Source organism: Shewanella colwelliana (assembly GCF_001735525.1).
GTDB lineage: Bacteria > Pseudomonadota > Gammaproteobacteria > Enterobacterales > Shewanellaceae > Shewanella > Shewanella colwelliana.
Genome location: NZ_MCBT01000001.1, coordinates 295,714 through 312,496, shown reverse-complemented (window position 1 = coordinate 312,496; position 16,783 = coordinate 295,714). Strand labels below are relative to the sequence as shown.

Below are 16,783 nucleotides of genomic sequence, written 5' to 3'. Positions count from 1 at the left end.
TTTTATGTCATACGACTATTACCATTTCTTTTTAGGCTGGAACAACACGTCAATATCATCTTCATCATTTTTTTGCTGCGGCGCATTAGGGGCCGACAGTTTCTGAGCCCCCATGATTTCATCTAATAACGCTTTTGCTTCTTCGACTTTTCTGCTGATAAACGGATCATTCGGGGTAAGGGCCTTTATGGTATGCAGGGTGGAGAGCGCTTTAGTGACCATCTGTTTGGATGAACCATATTGCTTCATAAAGCTGGCCGTTCGTGCTCTTGACAGCATAGAGTCGACATTGATACGCAGTTGTAAGCTATCAACGCGAGCTTCCTCTTGGGCAAAAATTGTGGGATCGATTTTCCCCTTGTTATGTTCGGCTCTTAAGATTGCTTTTAATTTTTTCAGCACTTGCACTAAGGTCAAAATCTGTTTGTCTGTATCAGGAAGGCGAAACCCTTCGACGGTGGGAGCTTGTTTTGGAGCTTGTTGTAAAGTCTCTATCTGGGCATTTAAATCAGCTAAACGGCGTTGATAATCAGCCGTTTGATTACCGCCCAAGTTGACAGATAGTGTTAAGGCTTCTTGCACTCGCTTATACAAAATGAGAACGATATTGGTCGAGCAAGGAAACATGCCAGTGCTTGATAAAACGGTTTCAGTTTCATCAATAATAGCGCGTTGTCTCGCCATTTCTGTCCGTCTTTCTGCCTCAGCGCGCTCTTTCTGCTGTTGAATAACATTGATACCGATGACGAGTAACAGCAGTGCGCCGATTAAGATAAGAACCAAAGTAAATATCATAGGTCTACCATTCTTTATGCAATTCCGTTAATGCTACTATAAATCAATACGCTAGCATAGTTATCTTAGACTAGCTTTTGGGTTATGTCGTGTGATACTTCGCAACTCTGTGCTATATTCCTGTTTGATTTAATTTTCTGTGTGTACTATAACCAATAATTATACTTAATCTCCAAACTAGGACTGTAAACAGTAGCATGGATTACAGGCCCCTTCGAAGGATAGACGATGAAGCTGCAGCAACTTAGATATATCGCAGAAGTGGTTAATCATAACCTGAATGTTTCAGCGACGGCTGAAAATTTATACACTTCTCAGCCTGGGATCAGTAAGCAAGTACGAATGCTTGAAGATGAGCTGGGGATTCAAATATTCGGACGTAGCGGCAAACATCTTACTCATGTGACGCCAGCGGGTCTTCAAGTTATCAGTATTGCCAACGATATACTGGGCAAAGTTGAGAGTATTAAGAAGGTTGCAGAAGAGTACACTAAGCCAGATCAGGGTGAACTTAATATTGCCACAACCGATACCCAAGCGCGTTATGCATTACCGCATATTATTCGTGGCTTTATTGACCGATATCCTAAAGTTAATTTACACATGCACCAGGGCACGCCTTCGCAGATCAGTGAGTTAGCGGCAAGAGGGGATGCAGATTTTGCCATCGCCACTGAGGGGATGCATCTCTACTCAGATTTGATCATGTTGCCATGTTACCACTGGAATCGCTCAATTGTCGTCACGAAAGACCACCCGTTAGCATCGAGAACCCAGATAAGTATTGAGGACTTGGGTCGGTTCCCACTGGTGACTTATGTCTTTGGCTTCGATAGAGAGTCTGAAATTGAGAAATCGTTTAATCGTGCAGGCATAGAACCAAGGGTTGTATTTACCGCCACCAGTGCCGATGTGTTAAAAACTTATGTACGTTTAGGGTTAGGTGTAGGCGTTATCGCATCGATGGCGATAGATCCTGTTATAGACAAAGATTTAGTGGCGATCGATGCCAGTCACCTGTTTGCGCACAGTACTACCAAAATCGGTTTCCGTAAGGGGAACTTCCTTCGTACCTATATGTATGAATTTATCGAGCATTTCGCACCGCATCTAACTAAAGAAGTCGTGGAAAAAGCGGTTGGTCTGCGAGACCCTCAATTGATAGAAAACTTGTTTACTGATGTGGAATTGCCGATTCGATAGTGCAGCTTGAAACAAAAAACTCGCCAAATGGCGAGTTTTTTATTACTTAATTTAACATTCGACAATGTTAACCGCTAAGCCGCCTTTGGCGGTTTCTTTATATTTGCTACGCATATCTTTACCGGTTTCCATCATGGTCTTAATCACTTTATCGAGTGAGACCTTATGATTGCCGTCGCCGCGTAGTGCAAGCCTAGATGCATTGATGGCTTTGACTGCTCCCATCGCATTACGCTCAATACAAGGAACTTGTACCAAACCGCCAACAGGGTCACACGTTAGTCCAAGGTTATGTTCCATACCTATCTCTGCAGCATTTTCAACATGCTCGACCGTGCCGCCCATGATTTCGGTTAATGCCGCTGCAGCCATTGAACAAGCCACGCCAACTTCTCCTTGGCAACCCACTTCGGCACCTGAGATAGAGGCATTTTTCTTGTATAGAATACCTATAGCAGCGGCTGTGAGCAGGTACTGACAACATAGTTCAATATCGACCTCTTGAACAAAGGTATCGTAGTAGCATAAAACTGCAGGGATAATACCCGCAGCGCCATTGGTTGGCGCGGTGACTACCCGATCACCCGCTGCATTCTGTTCATTAACGGCCAGTGCAAAGAGATCGACCCAATCCATGGCCGTTAGTGGGTCAATACAGTTTTTACCTTCAGCCTTAAGGCGACGATAAAGTCCTGGGGCTCTACGGCGAAGTTTTAGGCCGCCTGGCAATATGCCTTCCTTCTGATAACCGCGTTCAACGCAGGTTTTCATGGTCTGCCATATATGCCACAGGCGTGCTTTTACTTCTTGCTCATCGGCAATAGAAAGCTCATTGGCCATCATCAGTGCAGAAATACTTAACCCGTTTTCCGTGCACATGGTAAGCAGTTCGGCGGCACTATTAAAGTCATAAGGTGCTGACTTTATCGGTGCAGCAGGGGAGGCGTTTTTGGCTAAAATTTCGTCTTCATCGAGAATGAAGCCACCGCCGACAGAGTAGTATGTGCGCTGATAAATACATTCGCCTTTAGCAAAAGCATACAGGGTCATGGCATTGGCATGAGCGGGTAAGCTTTTGCGCCTGTGGTAGGTGACCCCATTATCCCGTGAAAAAATAACCTGTTTGTTATCAGCCATATTTAGGGTCTGGGTAGCGTGAACATCAGCGAGAACCGCGTCAATTTTATCGGTATCAACGGTCTCAGGCTCTTCGCCCATCAAGCCAAGGATCACCGCTTTACCGGTTCCGTGGCCTTTACCCGTTTGTCCGAGTGAGCCGAAAAGCTCAGATCTTAATTCATCAGTGGCAGTCAGATGACCATGCTTTTCCAAATCTTTGACAAAGATATTGCCCGCTTTCATCGGTCCTACAGTATGGGAGCTAGATGGCCCGATACCGATTTTAAACATGTCAAATACACTAATCATTTTATAACCCTGCTTGTTTTCATTGTTATCGTTATGCAATCTCTGTGATTTTAGGTCAAATAGTTACATCACGCCGTGTTCAAGAGTTATCATCGCTGTAATATGATAATCTTAGCGGCCAATTAAGATTGATTGAACGCGAGTATCCCATACTTTATGCTTGGCTTTCGCATTAGTTTTTTTCAACATCTATTTTCGGATTAGCCAATCTAGTGCATAACGGAGTATGCTGAGTCGGATTCGTGTTTTATTTGTTTTTTTATTATTTTATTTCAATTATTTATACTCGTTGATTGGTTTCTGTCCTTTCATGGTTTTATTCATTATTAACGAGATTTTATAGTTTTTTTAGGGGGTAGGGTGAGCTATTTAATGATGGATTTGTTATCCACAGAGATAACAGAGCATGAAGCGGAACAGTTAAAACATCCCATGGTCGGTGGACTGATTTTGTTCTCGCGTAACTACCAGAGCCGTGATCAACTTATTGCTTTAATTAAATCAGTTAGAGCGGTAAACCCCGATTTACTGATAGCCGTTGACCATGAAGGTGGTCGCGTTCAACGGTTTGTTGATGGCTTTACTAAAATTCCTGCGATGGGCGAACTACTGCCCAGTGCTAAAGGTGATATGGCATTAGCCAAATATTGGGCAAAAGAGCTTGGGTTTGTGATGGCCGTGGAGCTACTTAGCTGTGATATTGATTTGAGTTTTGCACCTGTATTGGATCTTAATGGTATTAGCCAAGTGATTGGTACGCGTGCATTCAGTGCTAGGCCAAATGAGGTAATTGAGCTGGCTAACAGTTTTATTACAGGGATGAATGAAGCTGGCATGGCGGCCGTGGGTAAGCATTTTCCTGGCCATGGCAGCGTCGCTGCGGATTCCCATATCGCCCAACCAGTTGACTCTCGAAGCGAAGCACAGATCCGTGAACTGGATATGGTGCCATTTGAGCATCTGATCTCTCACCAGCGCCTTCAAGGCGTTATGCCTGCACATGTGATTTTTGATCAAGTCGACCCAAACCCTGCCGGATTCTCTGCCTTTTGGCTACAATCAGTCTTAAGACAAGAGCTAGGGTTTGACGGAGTGATTTTTTCTGATGACTTAGGCATGAAAGGGGCGGGGGTCGTCGGCGGCTACCAAGCGCGTGCTCAGGCAGCAATTGAAGCCGGTTGCGATATGATTCTACTGTGTAATGATGCAGATGGCCTCAATGAGCTGTTGAGTGAGTTCCAGTGGCCTCTAAGCCTGCCATCTACGCCAGCAAAGCAATTGCGCGCTACACAACAAGTTGCCAGCGCACTGCAAGATGAGCAACGATGGTTAACCGCTAAATCGATAGCGCAGCAGTTAGTTATGGACTAACTTTGATGTAGCGCAAAATACCCATGTTGTGAGTTAGCTACAGTTAATGTACAGAAATTATTGATAGGTGCCAGGATGATCCTCTATTTTCATGGTTTTGATGCGACTAGCCCAGGTAATCACGAGAAAATGCGCCAGTTGCAGTTTGTGGACAATGACGTGCGTTTGGTTAGCTACAGTACCTTGCATCCAAAGCACGATATGCAGTATCTATTAAATGAGGTGAGTCGCCAGCTAAAGCAAAGTGACGACCCTAACCCGCTTGCGATTGGTGTGGGTTTAGGCGCTTACTGGGCGGAACGGATTGGTTTTTTGAACCAAATAAAAACCGTCCTTGTTAACCCCAATCTGCATCCGCAAGACAATATGGTGGGCAAGATTGATAGGCCAGAAGAGTATGCGGATATTGGTAGTAAGTGCGTGAGCCAATTTCGTGATAAAAACCGCGGTAAAGGCTTATGCATATTATCTCGTCATGATGAAGTGCTCGATAGTCATGCCTCGGCCGAACTGCTAAGTCCCTATTATGAGGTGGTTTGGGATGAAGAGCAGCGCCATAAGTTCGCATCATTAGCCGCACACCTTAGCCAGATTAAGGCATTTAAGGCAAAGTAATACACAGGCTAAGAATGCAATAAGCAGGCACTTTAATGGTCGATAGAAGAGTTAGCGACGAGCAGCCTTGGCGCTAACTTTTATTATTGCTATTACTGACGTTGACTAATCTGAGCTATCAGCCACAAGCTTAGGCCGTATATCTCTGTTTTAATTCGCTACTGAGTCTTCGTCACTCTCTTTTCCCTTTTTGTCGACTTCTTTCAATAACTCCCATTTATCACCGTTTCGGTTTCGTTTGTTCAGTTATTTCAATAGATATTGTTTGATTTTTCACCACCTCAATCTGGAAAGATATCTTTAAGGCGGTTTAGGGAGATTTTTCTGTTGCGGAAGTAGCACAGCTTCACTGTTTGTGATACAAAATGATACATATCGTTTCAAATGGTCTATCAGACCTTTCCCAGTTTGCGTATGTCGCCCGATGCAGCTAACCACATATTAGTTAGCTGTTTTTTTTGTCTATTTTTTGCCCATTAGCTCACTATGCGTTATCTTCAAAGGGCGCATAAATTGATAATGAGGTTTGAATGACGCGGGTATTGCTAACCATAACGGGGAAAGTTCAAGGGGTCTGCTTTAGACGCTATTGTCAAAGTAAGGCATTGGAGTTTGGATTGACTGGTTTTGCCAAGAATCTCGATAATGGCGCGGTGTCGGTTTTACTGCAAGGAGGGAGTGCCGCGGTTGATCGATTTATTCTTTGGAGTAACGAAGGCTCGCCACAATCACAAGTCGATAATGTGTTGGTTGAAGAGGATGAGGCAGACGATATCTACCTCGATTTTTCAATACTTTAGCTAGTTAAAAAGTGCTTTACGCTGTTGGAAGCTCTACCCCACGTTTGCAGGGTATCTCTCGCTCAGTTTAAACGGCCTCGCCCTGCGTCTGCTTGTTATTGGCTCACCATTGATTCCGCAGCTGCCATTTCACTGGGTTGTTTCATCTTTCTAATTTGAAGGATCATGCCCATATTAGGGTGGTCAAAATAGTGTATCTCATCACTTTTCACCCGTTTGTTCTGTGACATCCAGATGCTATAGAGAAACGGCATAGGCGTTGTCTGGGCTTGCTCAATCACAGCCGTCGAGTAGTCCTCTTGCATTGGTACCTGCTTGCTTCCCTCTTCACGAAGTTTTATTGCCGACTCGACGTATAGGTAGTGGTCGAGGTAAATCTTGATGGCGCCATCGACTTGCCAAATAGGAAGCACTGCCGCTTTAGTGCTTAATGCCGAACTAAAATCAAACTGCGGTATGACAGTGTCATTGACTTGATTGGCAATATAGCCCGCTTGGGTGTAGCGGCTAGAAAAATCATCGCCAGCAAATAGGTGTACTGGTTTAGCCCGATGTCGCGGCAGCATAGATTGTTGCCATGTCATATGTAGTAAGCTTTTGTGGCCGCGCTCGCGAGACAACTTAGCAATAATATCTCCGAACTGTGCTTGAGATTGGGACAGCAATACCGTCGATTCACCCGGTTGGGCGTAGGTCTCTTCTGTTGCACCAATGGCAAAAGGAATATGGCTTGGATGGCTCACCTGTACAGAGCTTAACTGCTGGTTACATAGCTCGGGGGTTTCTAGCCATGCTTGGGCGCTACACCCCTCTAAGCCTAAGCTTGCCCCAGTGATGTCAGTGCTAAACAGGGGCGAGATCATATCCACAGCTTGTCGTTGCTGATGACGGGTGACATGATCAACCACCTCTTCAAAAGGCGTGCCTTGACGTTCAAACAGATACACTTCGACTTCGAACCAACGTTCTTCATTTGCTTGGCTAATAAAAGGCAGCGAGAGTAGTGCAATAACTAATAAAATACGCTTCTTAAACACGTGGTTCTCCAAGGCGATGTTGAGTAAGTTGCGAGATCAAAAGCTCAAGTAGTTTGAGTCTATCTTTATCTGTTTCTGCAGGAATGAGGAATTTTAGCTTACTTGGCCCATCCATACGATAGTTTTGTGGCTGACTCTGTAATAGTCCAATAATAAAGCCCGGATCGACGATATGATTGTCATTAAACTCCATACTACCGCCTTTAGCATGCATCTCGATTTTTGCGATGCCAAGCCCTGTGGCTTGATGCTTGTAAAGTGACAACTCCAGTAAGTTCTTCGCGGCTTGTGGCAGCAAGCCGAAACGGTCGATTAGCTCGACCTTCAGCTCATCTAAGGCTTTTTCACTGTTACAATTAGCGATGCGTTTGTATAACGACAAGCGAATATTGACATCATTGACATAGTCTTCAGGCAGCAGTGCGGGGATGCGCAGGTCAACTTCACATTGACCTCTTAACATCTGCTCAAGTGAAGGCTCCTTACCTTCTTTTAGTGATTTAACTGCGTCTTCAAGCATCTCCATATACAGGGTAAAACCAATTTTTGAAATATGACCACTTTGCTCATCGCCTAGCAGTTCACCAGCTCCACGGATCTCTAAGTCTTGTGTGGCTAACATAAAACCAGCGCCTAAATCTTCAAGTGCACCAATGGCTTCTAAACGCTTGCGCGCATCTTTGGTCATCCGTTTTGGGTGAGGCGTCATCAGATAAGCATAGGCTTGGTGATGAGAGCGGCCGACACGTCCGCGTAATTGGTGCAGTTGTGCTAATCCAAAATGATCAGCACGTTCAATCACAATGGTGTTGGCCGTCGGGACATCAATACCCGTTTCAATAATCGTGGTACACACCAAAACATTATATTTTTGGTGATAGAAATCAGACATCACCTTTTCTAGATCGCGTTCACGCATCTGACCGTGGGCAGTGATCACTCGGGCCTCTGGCAATAGGACTTCTAGCTCTCTGGCTCGTTTTTCGATGGTCTCGACACTGTTGTGTAGAAAGTAGACTTGCCCACCCCTTAAAATCTCACGCAGCAAAGCTTCCCGTACCGTTGCATCGTCGTATTCACGCACAAAGGTTTTGACGGCCAGTCGTTTCGCGGGTGGGGTGGCGATGATTGACAGATCACGCATGCCTGACATCGCCATGTTTAAGGTACGTGGAATTGGCGTTGCCGTGAGGGTTAAAATATCGATATTGGCTCTGAGCGCTTTGATCTTCTCTTTTTGCCTGACACCAAAGCGATGCTCTTCATCAATAATCAGTAGCCCTAGGTTTTCAAATTTAGCTTCTGATTGCAGAAGTTTGTGAGTCCCGATAACGATATCAACTTGGCCTTTTTCAAGCTGTGCTAATACCGCTTGTTGCTCTTTAGCTGTTTTAAAGCGAGACATCACCTCAATTTTAATTGGCCAATCTGCAAAGCGATCGCTAAAGTTCTCAAAATGTTGCTGTGCAAGTAAGGTGGTTGGCACGAGTATAGCGACCTGTTTAGCATCGTTTACTGCGACGAAGGCAGCACGCATCGCCACTTCTGTTTTACCAAAACCCACATCACCACACACTAGCCTATCCATGGAGATTGGCGAGCACATATCGGTTAGCACGGCATCAATGGCCGTTTCTTGATCGACGGTTTCTTCAAATGGAAAACTGCCAGCAAACTGCGCATATTCCTCTTGAACTAACTTACATGCGTCTCCTGGCCGAGCTTGGCGCCTAGCATAAACATCAAGTAACTCGGCTGCGACGTCGCGGATCTTCTCAATTGCTTTGCGTTTGGCTTTACTCCATGTCTCGTTGCCCAACTTGTTTAGGTGAGCTTCCTCATCGGGACCGACGCTGTAGCGGCTAATAAGGTTGAGTGAAGAGACTGGCACATAAAGCTTATCACCGCCCGCGTATTCGAGTTTGAGGTACTCTGCGACCAAACCGCCCGTGTCTAAGGTTTCTAAGCCTTGATAGTGAGCCACTCCGTGATCAAGATGGACGATGGGCTGGCCTACTTTTAATTCGGCTAAATCTTTGACCAGTGCATCGCTGCTAATTTGACGTTGTTTATCGCGGCGCCGTTGCTGTGAGATACGTTGACCAAACAGTTCCGTTTCGCAGATTATCGCCCACTGCTTTTTATTGGCGTCGGTGATCAGTGCACCTTGAGACAGCGGTGATACAATTAAACCAAATGCTGATGGCTGTGCGACATAGTGCTCAAAGTGCTGATATAACTGCGGCTTGATATCTATTTTGGCTAATAGTTCAAGCAGTGCTTCGCGTCGTCCTTCAGATTCGGCACAAAACAAAATTGGGGTACCAGACTTTGCGTACTCTTGCAGGGCGAGCAGCGGCTGCTTGAGTTTATGGTTAGAGGCGACATCCGGCAAGGTGGCGATGTTAGCCTCGGCACTGGTGCCCTGAAAGCTTGAGTCTTTTAATAGGTGACGTGGATAGCGTTTAAATGCCTCAAATACTTGTTCGGTCAGTAGGTAAAGATCTTTAGGCGGCAGCAGTGGACGCAGCGGATCGACTCTGCGATTCTCATAACGCTGAGCGACTTCCACAAGGTGAGTTTTGGCGGCCAGTTCCAGATCGCCCACGGTCACAATATGTGTGTGCTCGGGGAGGTAATCAAATAGTGTCGCCGTTTGTTCAAAAAACAGCGGCAAGTAGCTTTCAATGCCAGCAGGCATCACTTTGCGACTGACCATCTGGTAGATAGATTCAGGCTCTTTTACGACGACGTCAAACTGTCGACGGTAACGTTGACGAAAACCCTCAATGGCAGCGTCATCGGTTGGAAACTCTTTGGCTGGCAGCAAGCGTATCCCTGCTATTTCACCACTGGAACGTTGGGTTTCTGGGTCAAACTGGCGTATCGATTCCACTTCATCATCAAATAGCTCTATTCGATAGGGATTATCGGAGCCCATTGGGAATATATCGATAATAGAACCGCGCACGGCGAACTCACCATGTTCATACACTTGCTCTACCATGTGATAGCCAGTGTTGATTAACTGCTGGCGAACCTGTTCAAATGGATAGGTATCGCCTTTATTGAGCAGCAATACATTGCCAGTCAAAAATGAATGTGGTGGCAATTTCACCATCAAGGTGCTGATGGGCACGATAACAAGGCTCTGCTGAGCGGCTGGGATACGCGACAGTGTTTCTAACCGCTGTGAGACGAGATCTTGGTGGGGAGAAAAACTGTCATAGGGCAAAGTTTCTCTGTCGGGAAACAGCAAAACAGGTATCGATTTTGGGCCGAGTAAGTAGGTTAACTCAGTTTCAAGTTGCAGGGCGCTAGGGGTGTCATGGGTGACAACCAGGGTTAAGCCGGTATGATTTGCACACAGTTGCGCAAGCGTTATGGCTTGGGCTGCACCGGTTAAATGGCTTAAGGTTTTTGGGGTTTTAGCCCCTTTCACTTGGGGTGGCTGTAGAACTGAGAAAGCTTTCATTGAGATGAGACAACTGGCCAAAAATCGACAAAGATGCTGGCTATTGTAGAGGCTTAGACTCAGTTGTGCCAGTGAAAACTAGGGCTGTTGTTGCTTCTGTTTCTTTCGCAGTTGTAGCTGTTTTTGTTGCACATTTAGACTGGCTTTGACTAACTGCTCGACATCTTCATCTAAGATTTGAGTAAATTCGAGTTCGCAAAGATAGCGCGGTTCCTCAGTCTCATCGCTGAGTGGCTGACATGCGATGCATTTGGCGATACATAGCACTGACAATAATGCATCTTTGATATGCAGCGACATTTTGTAGTGTTGATTGACCAATAAAGGTGTTGGACTCTCAAGGCTTATGCCGCTCCCGCCAAACGTTACCCCTTGGCATTTGTCACCTTCGTGGGCTTGTTGTTCCATAACATGGGTGAGCACCAGATCAATTTTCTTCGATTGTAATTTCAAATAATCAACAACAGTACGGGCATCATCATCGAGGTTTCTTAGTTGCAACAGACAGCTGGCCTCCATTGCCCTAACTTCGTTGACTAATTGCATACCAACGGGAAACATCGCCTTTAATTCCGTTTCAGTGGGCAGGGGCGTATTGGTCGACCAAGCCGTGAGATAAGCGCTGAAGCTGTGCTTAACGCTAAAATAGGAGTTTGAGTCTGTGTTCAACGGATTGCCTCTTGTTTTTATAGTGCTATTACCCCTATTATCGTGCGCATCTCAATGATTTATCAAGGCTCATAAGCAAAGAGACCCAGCCAAACATGAATTTAGCGTTATCTTGGAACATAGGTTATCGATATTGGCGAGCTCGCAAGGCTAACTCGTTTGCCTCTTTTATTACCCTGTTTGCCGTATCAGGTATCTTACTTGGGGTTGCTGCATTGATTGTAGTTAGCTCGGTAATGAATGGCCTAGAGGGACAGTTAAAACAGCGAATTTTAGGAGCAGTGCCGCAACTGACTGTTTATAGCGAGAAGTCGATGGATGATTGGCAGTCCGTGGCTAGTAAATTGGTTGCACTCGATAAAATAGTAGCAGTCAGCCCCAGTGTGTCGACCCAAGCCATGTTGCAGTCGCCTGGTGCGATAAGTGCGGTACAGATTTATGGTATCTATCCTGAAAGAGAGCAGCAAAATCTAGCCGCGATGTCGGCACATTTTAATGGCTCGCTAGCGGCATTGACTCCCGGAAGTTACCATATTGTATTGGGCGCAGAGCTGGCGCGACGTCTCGACTTATCTGTGGGTGATAAGGTGCGGGTGCTAAGTAGTGACGGCGTGGTCTATTCACCGCTTGGCCCGGTTCCCGCACAACGCAACTTTACCGTAGCGGGCATTTTTGCTATGGGCTCTCAGGTTGACGCCAACTTGGCCTACGTCTACCACGATGATGCTCAACGGTTAATGCGAAAAAAGGCGGGTGAAATAAAGCAGTTACGGCTATACCTCAATGACCCGTTTCAAGCGTCGGCGATTCGAGATACGGTTGTCGAGCGTTTTAACACTGACGGGATAATGGTGACCACCTCCGATTGGCGAGATAACTATGGCCACCTGTTCTCAGCGGTCAACATGGAGAAAAACATGATGTCGCTGATGCTCAGCCTGATCATTGCAGTGGCCGCCTTTAATATTGTGTCTGCACTGGTGATGATGGTGGTCGATAAGACTACAGATGTGGCGGTGCTAAAAACCCAAGGATTAACCACTGCCAGTGTGATGGGGATTTTTATGATCCAAGGAGCATTGAACGCATTGCTTGGACTATTGGGTGGTTTATTTGTGGGAATATTGGTCACCTTAAATCTTAATACACTGCTCGCCATTCTTGGGGTGTCGATTTTGGGCGCCGGCCAATCACTACCTGTTCAGTTGGAGTGGTCACAGTTAAGCGTTATCGTTATCGGCACCTTGGTCGTCACTTTTTTAGCGACCGTGTATCCAGCACTAAGGGCAGCAAATGTACAGCCCGCCAGCGCACTAAGGTATGAGTAAAAGATGAGTCAAGAACTACTGCTAGAAGTTAAGAATGTTAGTAAACGTTATCAAGAGGGGAGTATCGATACCCAAGTGTTAAATGGGGTTGACTTAAGTGTCTATCGCGGTGAGCAGTTGGCGATTGTTGGTACCTCTGGTTCGGGTAAGAGTACGTTGCTACATATTATGGGGACACTGGACAAACCGAGCGCAGGTCAAGTGTTGATGCAAGGTGAAGATCTGTATCAGCTATCGGCCGCACGTCAAGCAAAGGTTCGTAATCACGATTTGGGTTTTATCTATCAGTTTCACCATTTGTTACCCGAATTTACCGCGTTAGAAAATGTTGCTATGCCGGGATTGATCCAAGGGTTACCACGTAAAGAGGTTGAGCAAGCGGCTAAAGCCCTACTTGAAAGAGTGGGGCTTGGACATCGATTGCAACACACGCCAGCGGAGATGTCTGGTGGTGAACGCCAACGAACGGCGATTGCCAGAGCTTTAATCAATCAACCTAAACTCGTCTTGGCCGATGAGCCAACGGGTAACCTTGACGCGGCAAGCGGCGATGCTGTCTACGCACTAATCAGAGAGCTGGGCGAGCAGTTTGGTACCGCATTTGTCATCGTAACTCACGATCCCAAGTTGGCAGCCAGAATGGATAGGCAGTTATTGATGAAAGATGGCTTTTTACAAGCAGGGCAGGCGCAAGGATGAAACAAGTGCTGTCATTGTGGATAGGCTGGCGCTTCTATATGGCGCGGCAATCTAATCGGTTTATTAGCTTTATCTCATTTGCGTCGACGGCGGGGATCGCCTTAGGTGTGGCGGTATTGATTATTGCTTTATCGGCGATGAATGGTTTCGAGCGTGAACTTGAACAGCGATTACTTGGCGTTGTCCCCCATGGTGAACTGACAGGGGTCAATGAGCCTATTCATCAATGGCAAAATATCGCCCAAGATGCCAGTTTAATTGACGGGATCGTCGCAGCGGCACCTTTTGTGCGTATTTCTGGCTTGATTCAAAAGCCTGGAGGATTTCAAGGGCTCAGTGTGGTGGGGATTCAACCTGATCTCGAAGCAAAGGTATCCAGTATCGCCCAATTTATGCCAAAGCAAAGTTGGCAGGCTCTGGCACAGGGGGATAAAAACAATATCGTGCTAGGTAAAGGCTTGGCCGATTCTCTTGGTTTAGCCATAGGTGATACCTTAAGCCTCTATACTCCGAGTATGGGTGCGACAAAAGCTCAGCGTATTGGTGCCGCTAAGAGTCACCGTTTTATCGTTGCTGGAATATTTGAAATCGGCGGCGAGATGGACTTAGGCACTGCTTATGTACCAATGGATTATGCGGCCGATATCCTTGGCTTAGGTGACGGAGTGAGTGGAGTTCGTATCAAGGTCGATGATGTGTTTGCTGCGCCTCGCCTTATACGCGATTTGGGCTACAGCCAGCAGCAATATATGTATCTGTCTGATTGGACCCGAACCCAGGGCCATCTCTATCAGGATATTCAGTTGGTCAGAGCGGTAATGTATCTTGTTTTGGCGTTAGTGATCGCGGTGGCCTGTTTTAATATTGTGTCGACATTGGTGATGGCGGTGCGAGACAAGCAATCTGAAATCGCGATTTTACTTACGATGGGCATGGCCAAAGCAACTGTGATGGGAATTTTTGTCGTACAAGGTGCGCTTAACGGCATTTTAGGTTGCCTAATTGGTGGCGCGTTGGGTGTACTGGTGGCATTAAATTTAAGTTCAATCGCCAGCAGCATTGAGCAAATGTTGAGTGTACAACTGCTCTCGGCCGATGTTTACTTTATTGATTTTTTGCCATCTCAGCTTGTGCTGCAGGATGTTGCGTTAGTGATTAGCCTGGCGTTATGCATGAGTCTGCTATCAACTATTTACCCTGCCTGGAAGGCGAGCCGTGTGCATCCAGCCATGGCACTAGCAGGAAGATAAATGGCACATTAAAGCGGTTATAGTTTTTCGCGATGGATTAATTTTTGCTGGTACATGCTCCGATCAGCATCGGACAGTAACTCTTTAACATTGACGTTTTGTCCCACGTAACTGGCATAGCCAATACTGAGTGATGGTTCTAATTGATGTTTTCCCCAGTGAAAGGGCTGTGATGCGATCGAGTCCTTGAGCTGGGTAATAATACTTTCGATCTGTTCAAGGTCGGTGATCTCGTACAACAAGACTAAAAATTCATCGCCACCAAAGCGGGCAACGCTTCCTTTGGCGCCAACTTCTTTGGTCAGTTGTTTAGCAATGTATCTCAGTAGGTCGTCGCCAGCTTCATGACCCAGTTCATCATTGACCAGCTTAAAGTCGTTAAGGTCGATGTTAAGTAGGGTGAACTTAGGTTTATTATTGCGTTTTATCAACCGAGAAAGCTCTGAAATAATAAAGCGCCTGTTTGGCAGGTGAGTCAGTTCATCTTGCAGTGCTGCTTTATGGGTGTATTGGTAGTTTCTAAAAAGTAATAAGATCAACAGATACAGCAGAATGGCGGTAACACTGCCTATGATCACCACTGCCATTCGAATGTTAGTAACACGCTGTAAGTTTTCAGTATCAAATTTGGCCGCTATGGTCCACATGCCACTGGGCAACTTTATAGGATACTCCACGTCAGGGTTATCGAAAATAGCCGCATCGCCATAAAATACCTGTTGAAGCTCACTTTGGATGACATGCTTTTTAATGGCAATTTGTCCACCGCGAAATCGTGTTATGCCAGAGCTTTCTAACAGTATGTCATAGTCCATGACAACACTGACGCTTCCCCAGTAGTGTTGGTTTAATGGATAGTCTGAGAAGATAGGGTAACGAGCGATGAGGCCTATCCCACCTTGTACTAAATTTACTGGACCGGCGATATAAACAGCCTGCTGTTGTTTGGCCAGCATAACGGTTTTTAACTGCTCTGGCCGAGTACGAAAGTCGAAACCTAACGCTTGCTCATTGCCTGCTAACGGATACACATATTTAATGATGTTGTTGGGAGCAAGCGCGACACTGCGCACATATTGGGCTTTATCGAGCAATTTACCGGAAATAGCTTCCCAGTTACTAATGGCAAATTGAGAGTCGAGTGTCACGACTGTGGCCAAGCTATCGGCCAGGTAGGTATCTTTGTAAATACTGGCTTCAAAATTAACACGAATGAGGGCGAGACTTTTACGAAGCCGTTCATCTTCTTTTTCTATTTCATTTTCGACAAAGTAATGGGTGACGGTACTAACAGTCAAGACTGCAACTAATAGAAACAATAATGAACATAAAAAGAAGACAGCAGCCTGTTTCTGGCGTGATTTTAGGTACATGGCCTTCCCATAAATTTGTGGTGTTCTTTTGACAAAAAATAAAACTCTAGGAACGTCACTGAGTTTGTTACAGATTGTTGCGTTTGTAATGAGTTTGATCATTCTATCGTAAGTTTAGCTAATAAGCGAAACTTGAGTGACGGCATCTATGGAAAGTAAACCGTCACATCACGGCTGATATTAGAGAGGAAGGAAATTTTACTTTGATCGACTTTTCCACTTAAACAGGATTGAGTACTTCCACAGGTTATGGACGGTAAAATAGCCGATGGCGGCGAAGATTATCCCTAATACAAGGCAGCCAACTAAAAATGGCGGACCTATTGTGGAGATAGATGCTTCTATCCATTGCCAACTGGCTTCAAAGGCAAACTCTTGCGGAGGATGACTTAAGAGCTTTGCGCCCAGTAGGTAAGCGGCGTAAAACATAAATGGCATGGTAACTGGATTGGTGATCCACACTAGCGCAACAGCAATAGGCAAGTTGCAATTAAAAATAATGGCCAATGCCGCAGCGAGCACCATCTGGAAGGGCATTGGGATCCAAGCAACAAATAGCCCAACGGCAAATGCCATAGGCGCCGAGCGACGGTTAAGGGTCCATAAATTGGGTTTATGGAGTAGGTCGCCGAACATCTGCAAATGTTTATGATTTCGCAATGTTTCTGGTTTAGGCATAAATCTTTCAATGATTTTTTTTGGCATAGCGTCGGATTGCAGTCTTAAATTACTCATTATGA

14 protein-coding genes are annotated in these 16,783 nt (G+C 45.7%); 7 read left to right on the top strand and 7 right to left on the bottom strand.

Going from position 1 to position 16,783, the window contains the following annotated elements:
* Positions 1–18 precede the first annotated feature (18 nt).
* Complete coding sequence (locus BEL05_RS01340; RefSeq protein ID WP_028764857.1) at positions 19–795, bottom strand: hypothetical protein; 777 nt, start codon at positions 793–795, stop codon at positions 19–21.
* A gap of 228 nt (positions 796–1,023) precedes the next feature.
* On the opposite strand from BEL05_RS01340, the gene cysB reads away from it, so the two are divergent.
* The gene (cysB, locus tag BEL05_RS01335; protein WP_028764858.1) at positions 1,024–1,998 is read left to right on the top strand and encodes an HTH-type transcriptional regulator CysB; all 975 of its coding nucleotides are present in this window, start codon (positions 1,024–1,026) and stop codon (positions 1,996–1,998) included.
* A 51-nt stretch (positions 1,999–2,049) separates the two neighbouring features.
* Here cysB and BEL05_RS01330 read toward each other — a convergent pair whose 3' ends face one another.
* Complete coding sequence (locus BEL05_RS01330) at positions 2,050–3,426, bottom strand: L-serine ammonia-lyase (RefSeq protein WP_028764859.1); 1,377 nt, start codon at positions 3,424–3,426, stop codon at positions 2,050–2,052.
* A 360-nt stretch (positions 3,427–3,786) separates the two neighbouring features.
* Here BEL05_RS01330 and nagZ point away from each other — a divergent pair, with 360 nt between their 5' ends.
* The 3 genes from nagZ (at position 3,787) to BEL05_RS01315 (ending at position 6,212) form a co-directional block, all read left to right on the top strand.
* Complete coding sequence (gene nagZ / locus BEL05_RS01325) at positions 3,787–4,797, top strand: beta-N-acetylhexosaminidase (RefSeq protein WP_069670029.1); 1,011 nt, start codon at positions 3,787–3,789, stop codon at positions 4,795–4,797.
* Between the two features lie 75 nt (positions 4,798–4,872).
* Positions 4,873–5,412: an alpha/beta hydrolase YcfP gene (gene ycfP / locus BEL05_RS01320; RefSeq protein ID WP_069670028.1), complete on the top strand. Its 540-nt coding sequence runs from the start codon at positions 4,873–4,875 to the stop codon at positions 5,410–5,412.
* A 530-nt stretch (positions 5,413–5,942) separates the two neighbouring features.
* The gene (locus BEL05_RS01315; protein WP_069670027.1) at positions 5,943–6,212 is read left to right on the top strand and encodes an acylphosphatase; all 270 of its coding nucleotides are present in this window, start codon (positions 5,943–5,945) and stop codon (positions 6,210–6,212) included.
* 95 nt (positions 6,213–6,307) lie between these two features.
* On the opposite strand, the gene BEL05_RS01310 is transcribed toward BEL05_RS01315, so the two are convergent.
* The 3 genes from BEL05_RS01310 to BEL05_RS01300 all read right to left on the bottom strand — a co-directional run bounded on the left by BEL05_RS01310 (position 6,308) and on the right by BEL05_RS01300 (position 11,393).
* A complete protein-coding gene (locus BEL05_RS01310; RefSeq protein ID WP_069670026.1) occupies positions 6,308–7,249 on the bottom strand; it encodes a CsiV family protein in 942 nt (313 codons plus the stop codon).
* Complete coding sequence (gene mfd, locus BEL05_RS01305; RefSeq protein ID WP_069670025.1) at positions 7,242–10,724, bottom strand: transcription-repair coupling factor; 3,483 nt, start codon at positions 10,722–10,724, stop codon at positions 7,242–7,244. Before mfd ends, BEL05_RS01310 begins: the two co-directional genes overlap by 8 nt.
* A gap of 78 nt (positions 10,725–10,802) precedes the next feature.
* Positions 10,803–11,393, bottom strand: a complete 591-nt coding sequence (locus BEL05_RS01300) for a hypothetical protein (protein WP_069670024.1) — start codon at positions 11,391–11,393, stop codon at positions 10,803–10,805.
* 95 nt (positions 11,394–11,488) lie between these two features.
* Between BEL05_RS01300 and BEL05_RS20850 the strand changes: the two genes are divergently transcribed.
* From BEL05_RS20850 to lolE, 3 genes are read left to right on the top strand one after another with little or no spacing between them, the layout of a single operon-like run.
* The gene (locus BEL05_RS20850; RefSeq protein WP_028764866.1) at positions 11,489–12,721 is read left to right on the top strand and encodes a lipoprotein-releasing ABC transporter permease subunit; all 1,233 of its coding nucleotides are present in this window, start codon (positions 11,489–11,491) and stop codon (positions 12,719–12,721) included.
* Between the two features lie 3 nt (positions 12,722–12,724).
* Entirely contained in the window at positions 12,725–13,420 is a 696-nt protein-coding gene (lolD, locus tag BEL05_RS20845) for a lipoprotein-releasing ABC transporter ATP-binding protein LolD (protein ID WP_028764867.1), read from the top strand.
* Positions 13,417–14,670, top strand: coding sequence for a lipoprotein-releasing ABC transporter permease subunit LolE (gene lolE / locus BEL05_RS01285; protein WP_028764868.1), 1,254 nt, complete (start codon positions 13,417–13,419; stop codon positions 14,668–14,670). Before lolD ends, lolE begins: the two co-directional genes overlap by 4 nt.
* 17 nt (positions 14,671–14,687) lie before the next feature.
* On the opposite strand, the gene BEL05_RS01280 is transcribed toward lolE, so the two are convergent.
* Together BEL05_RS01280 and BEL05_RS01275 are read right to left on the bottom strand one after the other, a co-directional pair.
* Complete coding sequence (locus tag BEL05_RS01280) at positions 14,688–16,043, bottom strand: diguanylate cyclase domain-containing protein (RefSeq protein ID WP_028764869.1); 1,356 nt, start codon at positions 16,041–16,043, stop codon at positions 14,688–14,690.
* A 198-nt stretch (positions 16,044–16,241) separates the two neighbouring features.
* The gene (locus BEL05_RS01275; RefSeq protein ID WP_028764870.1) at positions 16,242–16,748 is read right to left on the bottom strand and encodes a DUF2062 domain-containing protein; all 507 of its coding nucleotides are present in this window, start codon (positions 16,746–16,748) and stop codon (positions 16,242–16,244) included.
* Positions 16,749–16,783 lie beyond the last annotated feature (35 nt).

Excerpts from the sequence above, each read along its gene's own strand:
- lolD (WP_028764867.1), top strand. The coding sequence starts at position 12,725 with ATGAGTCAAGAACTACTGCTAGAAGTTAAGAATGTTAGTAAACGTTAT.
- BEL05_RS01330 (WP_028764859.1), bottom strand. The coding sequence starts at position 3,426 with ATGATTAGTGTATTTGACATGTTTAAAATCGGTATCGGGCCATCTAGC.
- BEL05_RS01315 (WP_069670027.1), top strand. The coding sequence starts at position 5,943 with ATGACGCGGGTATTGCTAACCATAACGGGGAAAGTTCAAGGGGTCTGC.
- ycfP (WP_069670028.1), top strand. The coding sequence starts at position 4,873 with ATGATCCTCTATTTTCATGGTTTTGATGCGACTAGCCCAGGTAATCAC.
- BEL05_RS01275 (WP_028764870.1), bottom strand. The coding sequence starts at position 16,748 with ATGCCAAAAAAAATCATTGAAAGATTTATGCCTAAACCAGAAACATTG.
- cysB (WP_028764858.1), top strand. The coding sequence starts at position 1,024 with ATGAAGCTGCAGCAACTTAGATATATCGCAGAAGTGGTTAATCATAAC.
- BEL05_RS20850 (WP_028764866.1), top strand. The coding sequence starts at position 11,489 with ATGAATTTAGCGTTATCTTGGAACATAGGTTATCGATATTGGCGAGCT.
- BEL05_RS01340 (WP_028764857.1), bottom strand. The coding sequence starts at position 795 with ATGATATTTACTTTGGTTCTTATCTTAATCGGCGCACTGCTGTTACTC.
- mfd (WP_069670025.1), bottom strand. The coding sequence starts at position 10,724 with ATGAAAGCTTTCTCAGTTCTACAGCCACCCCAAGTGAAAGGGGCTAAA.
- BEL05_RS01280 (WP_028764869.1), bottom strand. The coding sequence starts at position 16,043 with ATGTACCTAAAATCACGCCAGAAACAGGCTGCTGTCTTCTTTTTATGT.
- lolE (WP_028764868.1), top strand. The coding sequence starts at position 13,417 with ATGAAACAAGTGCTGTCATTGTGGATAGGCTGGCGCTTCTATATGGCG.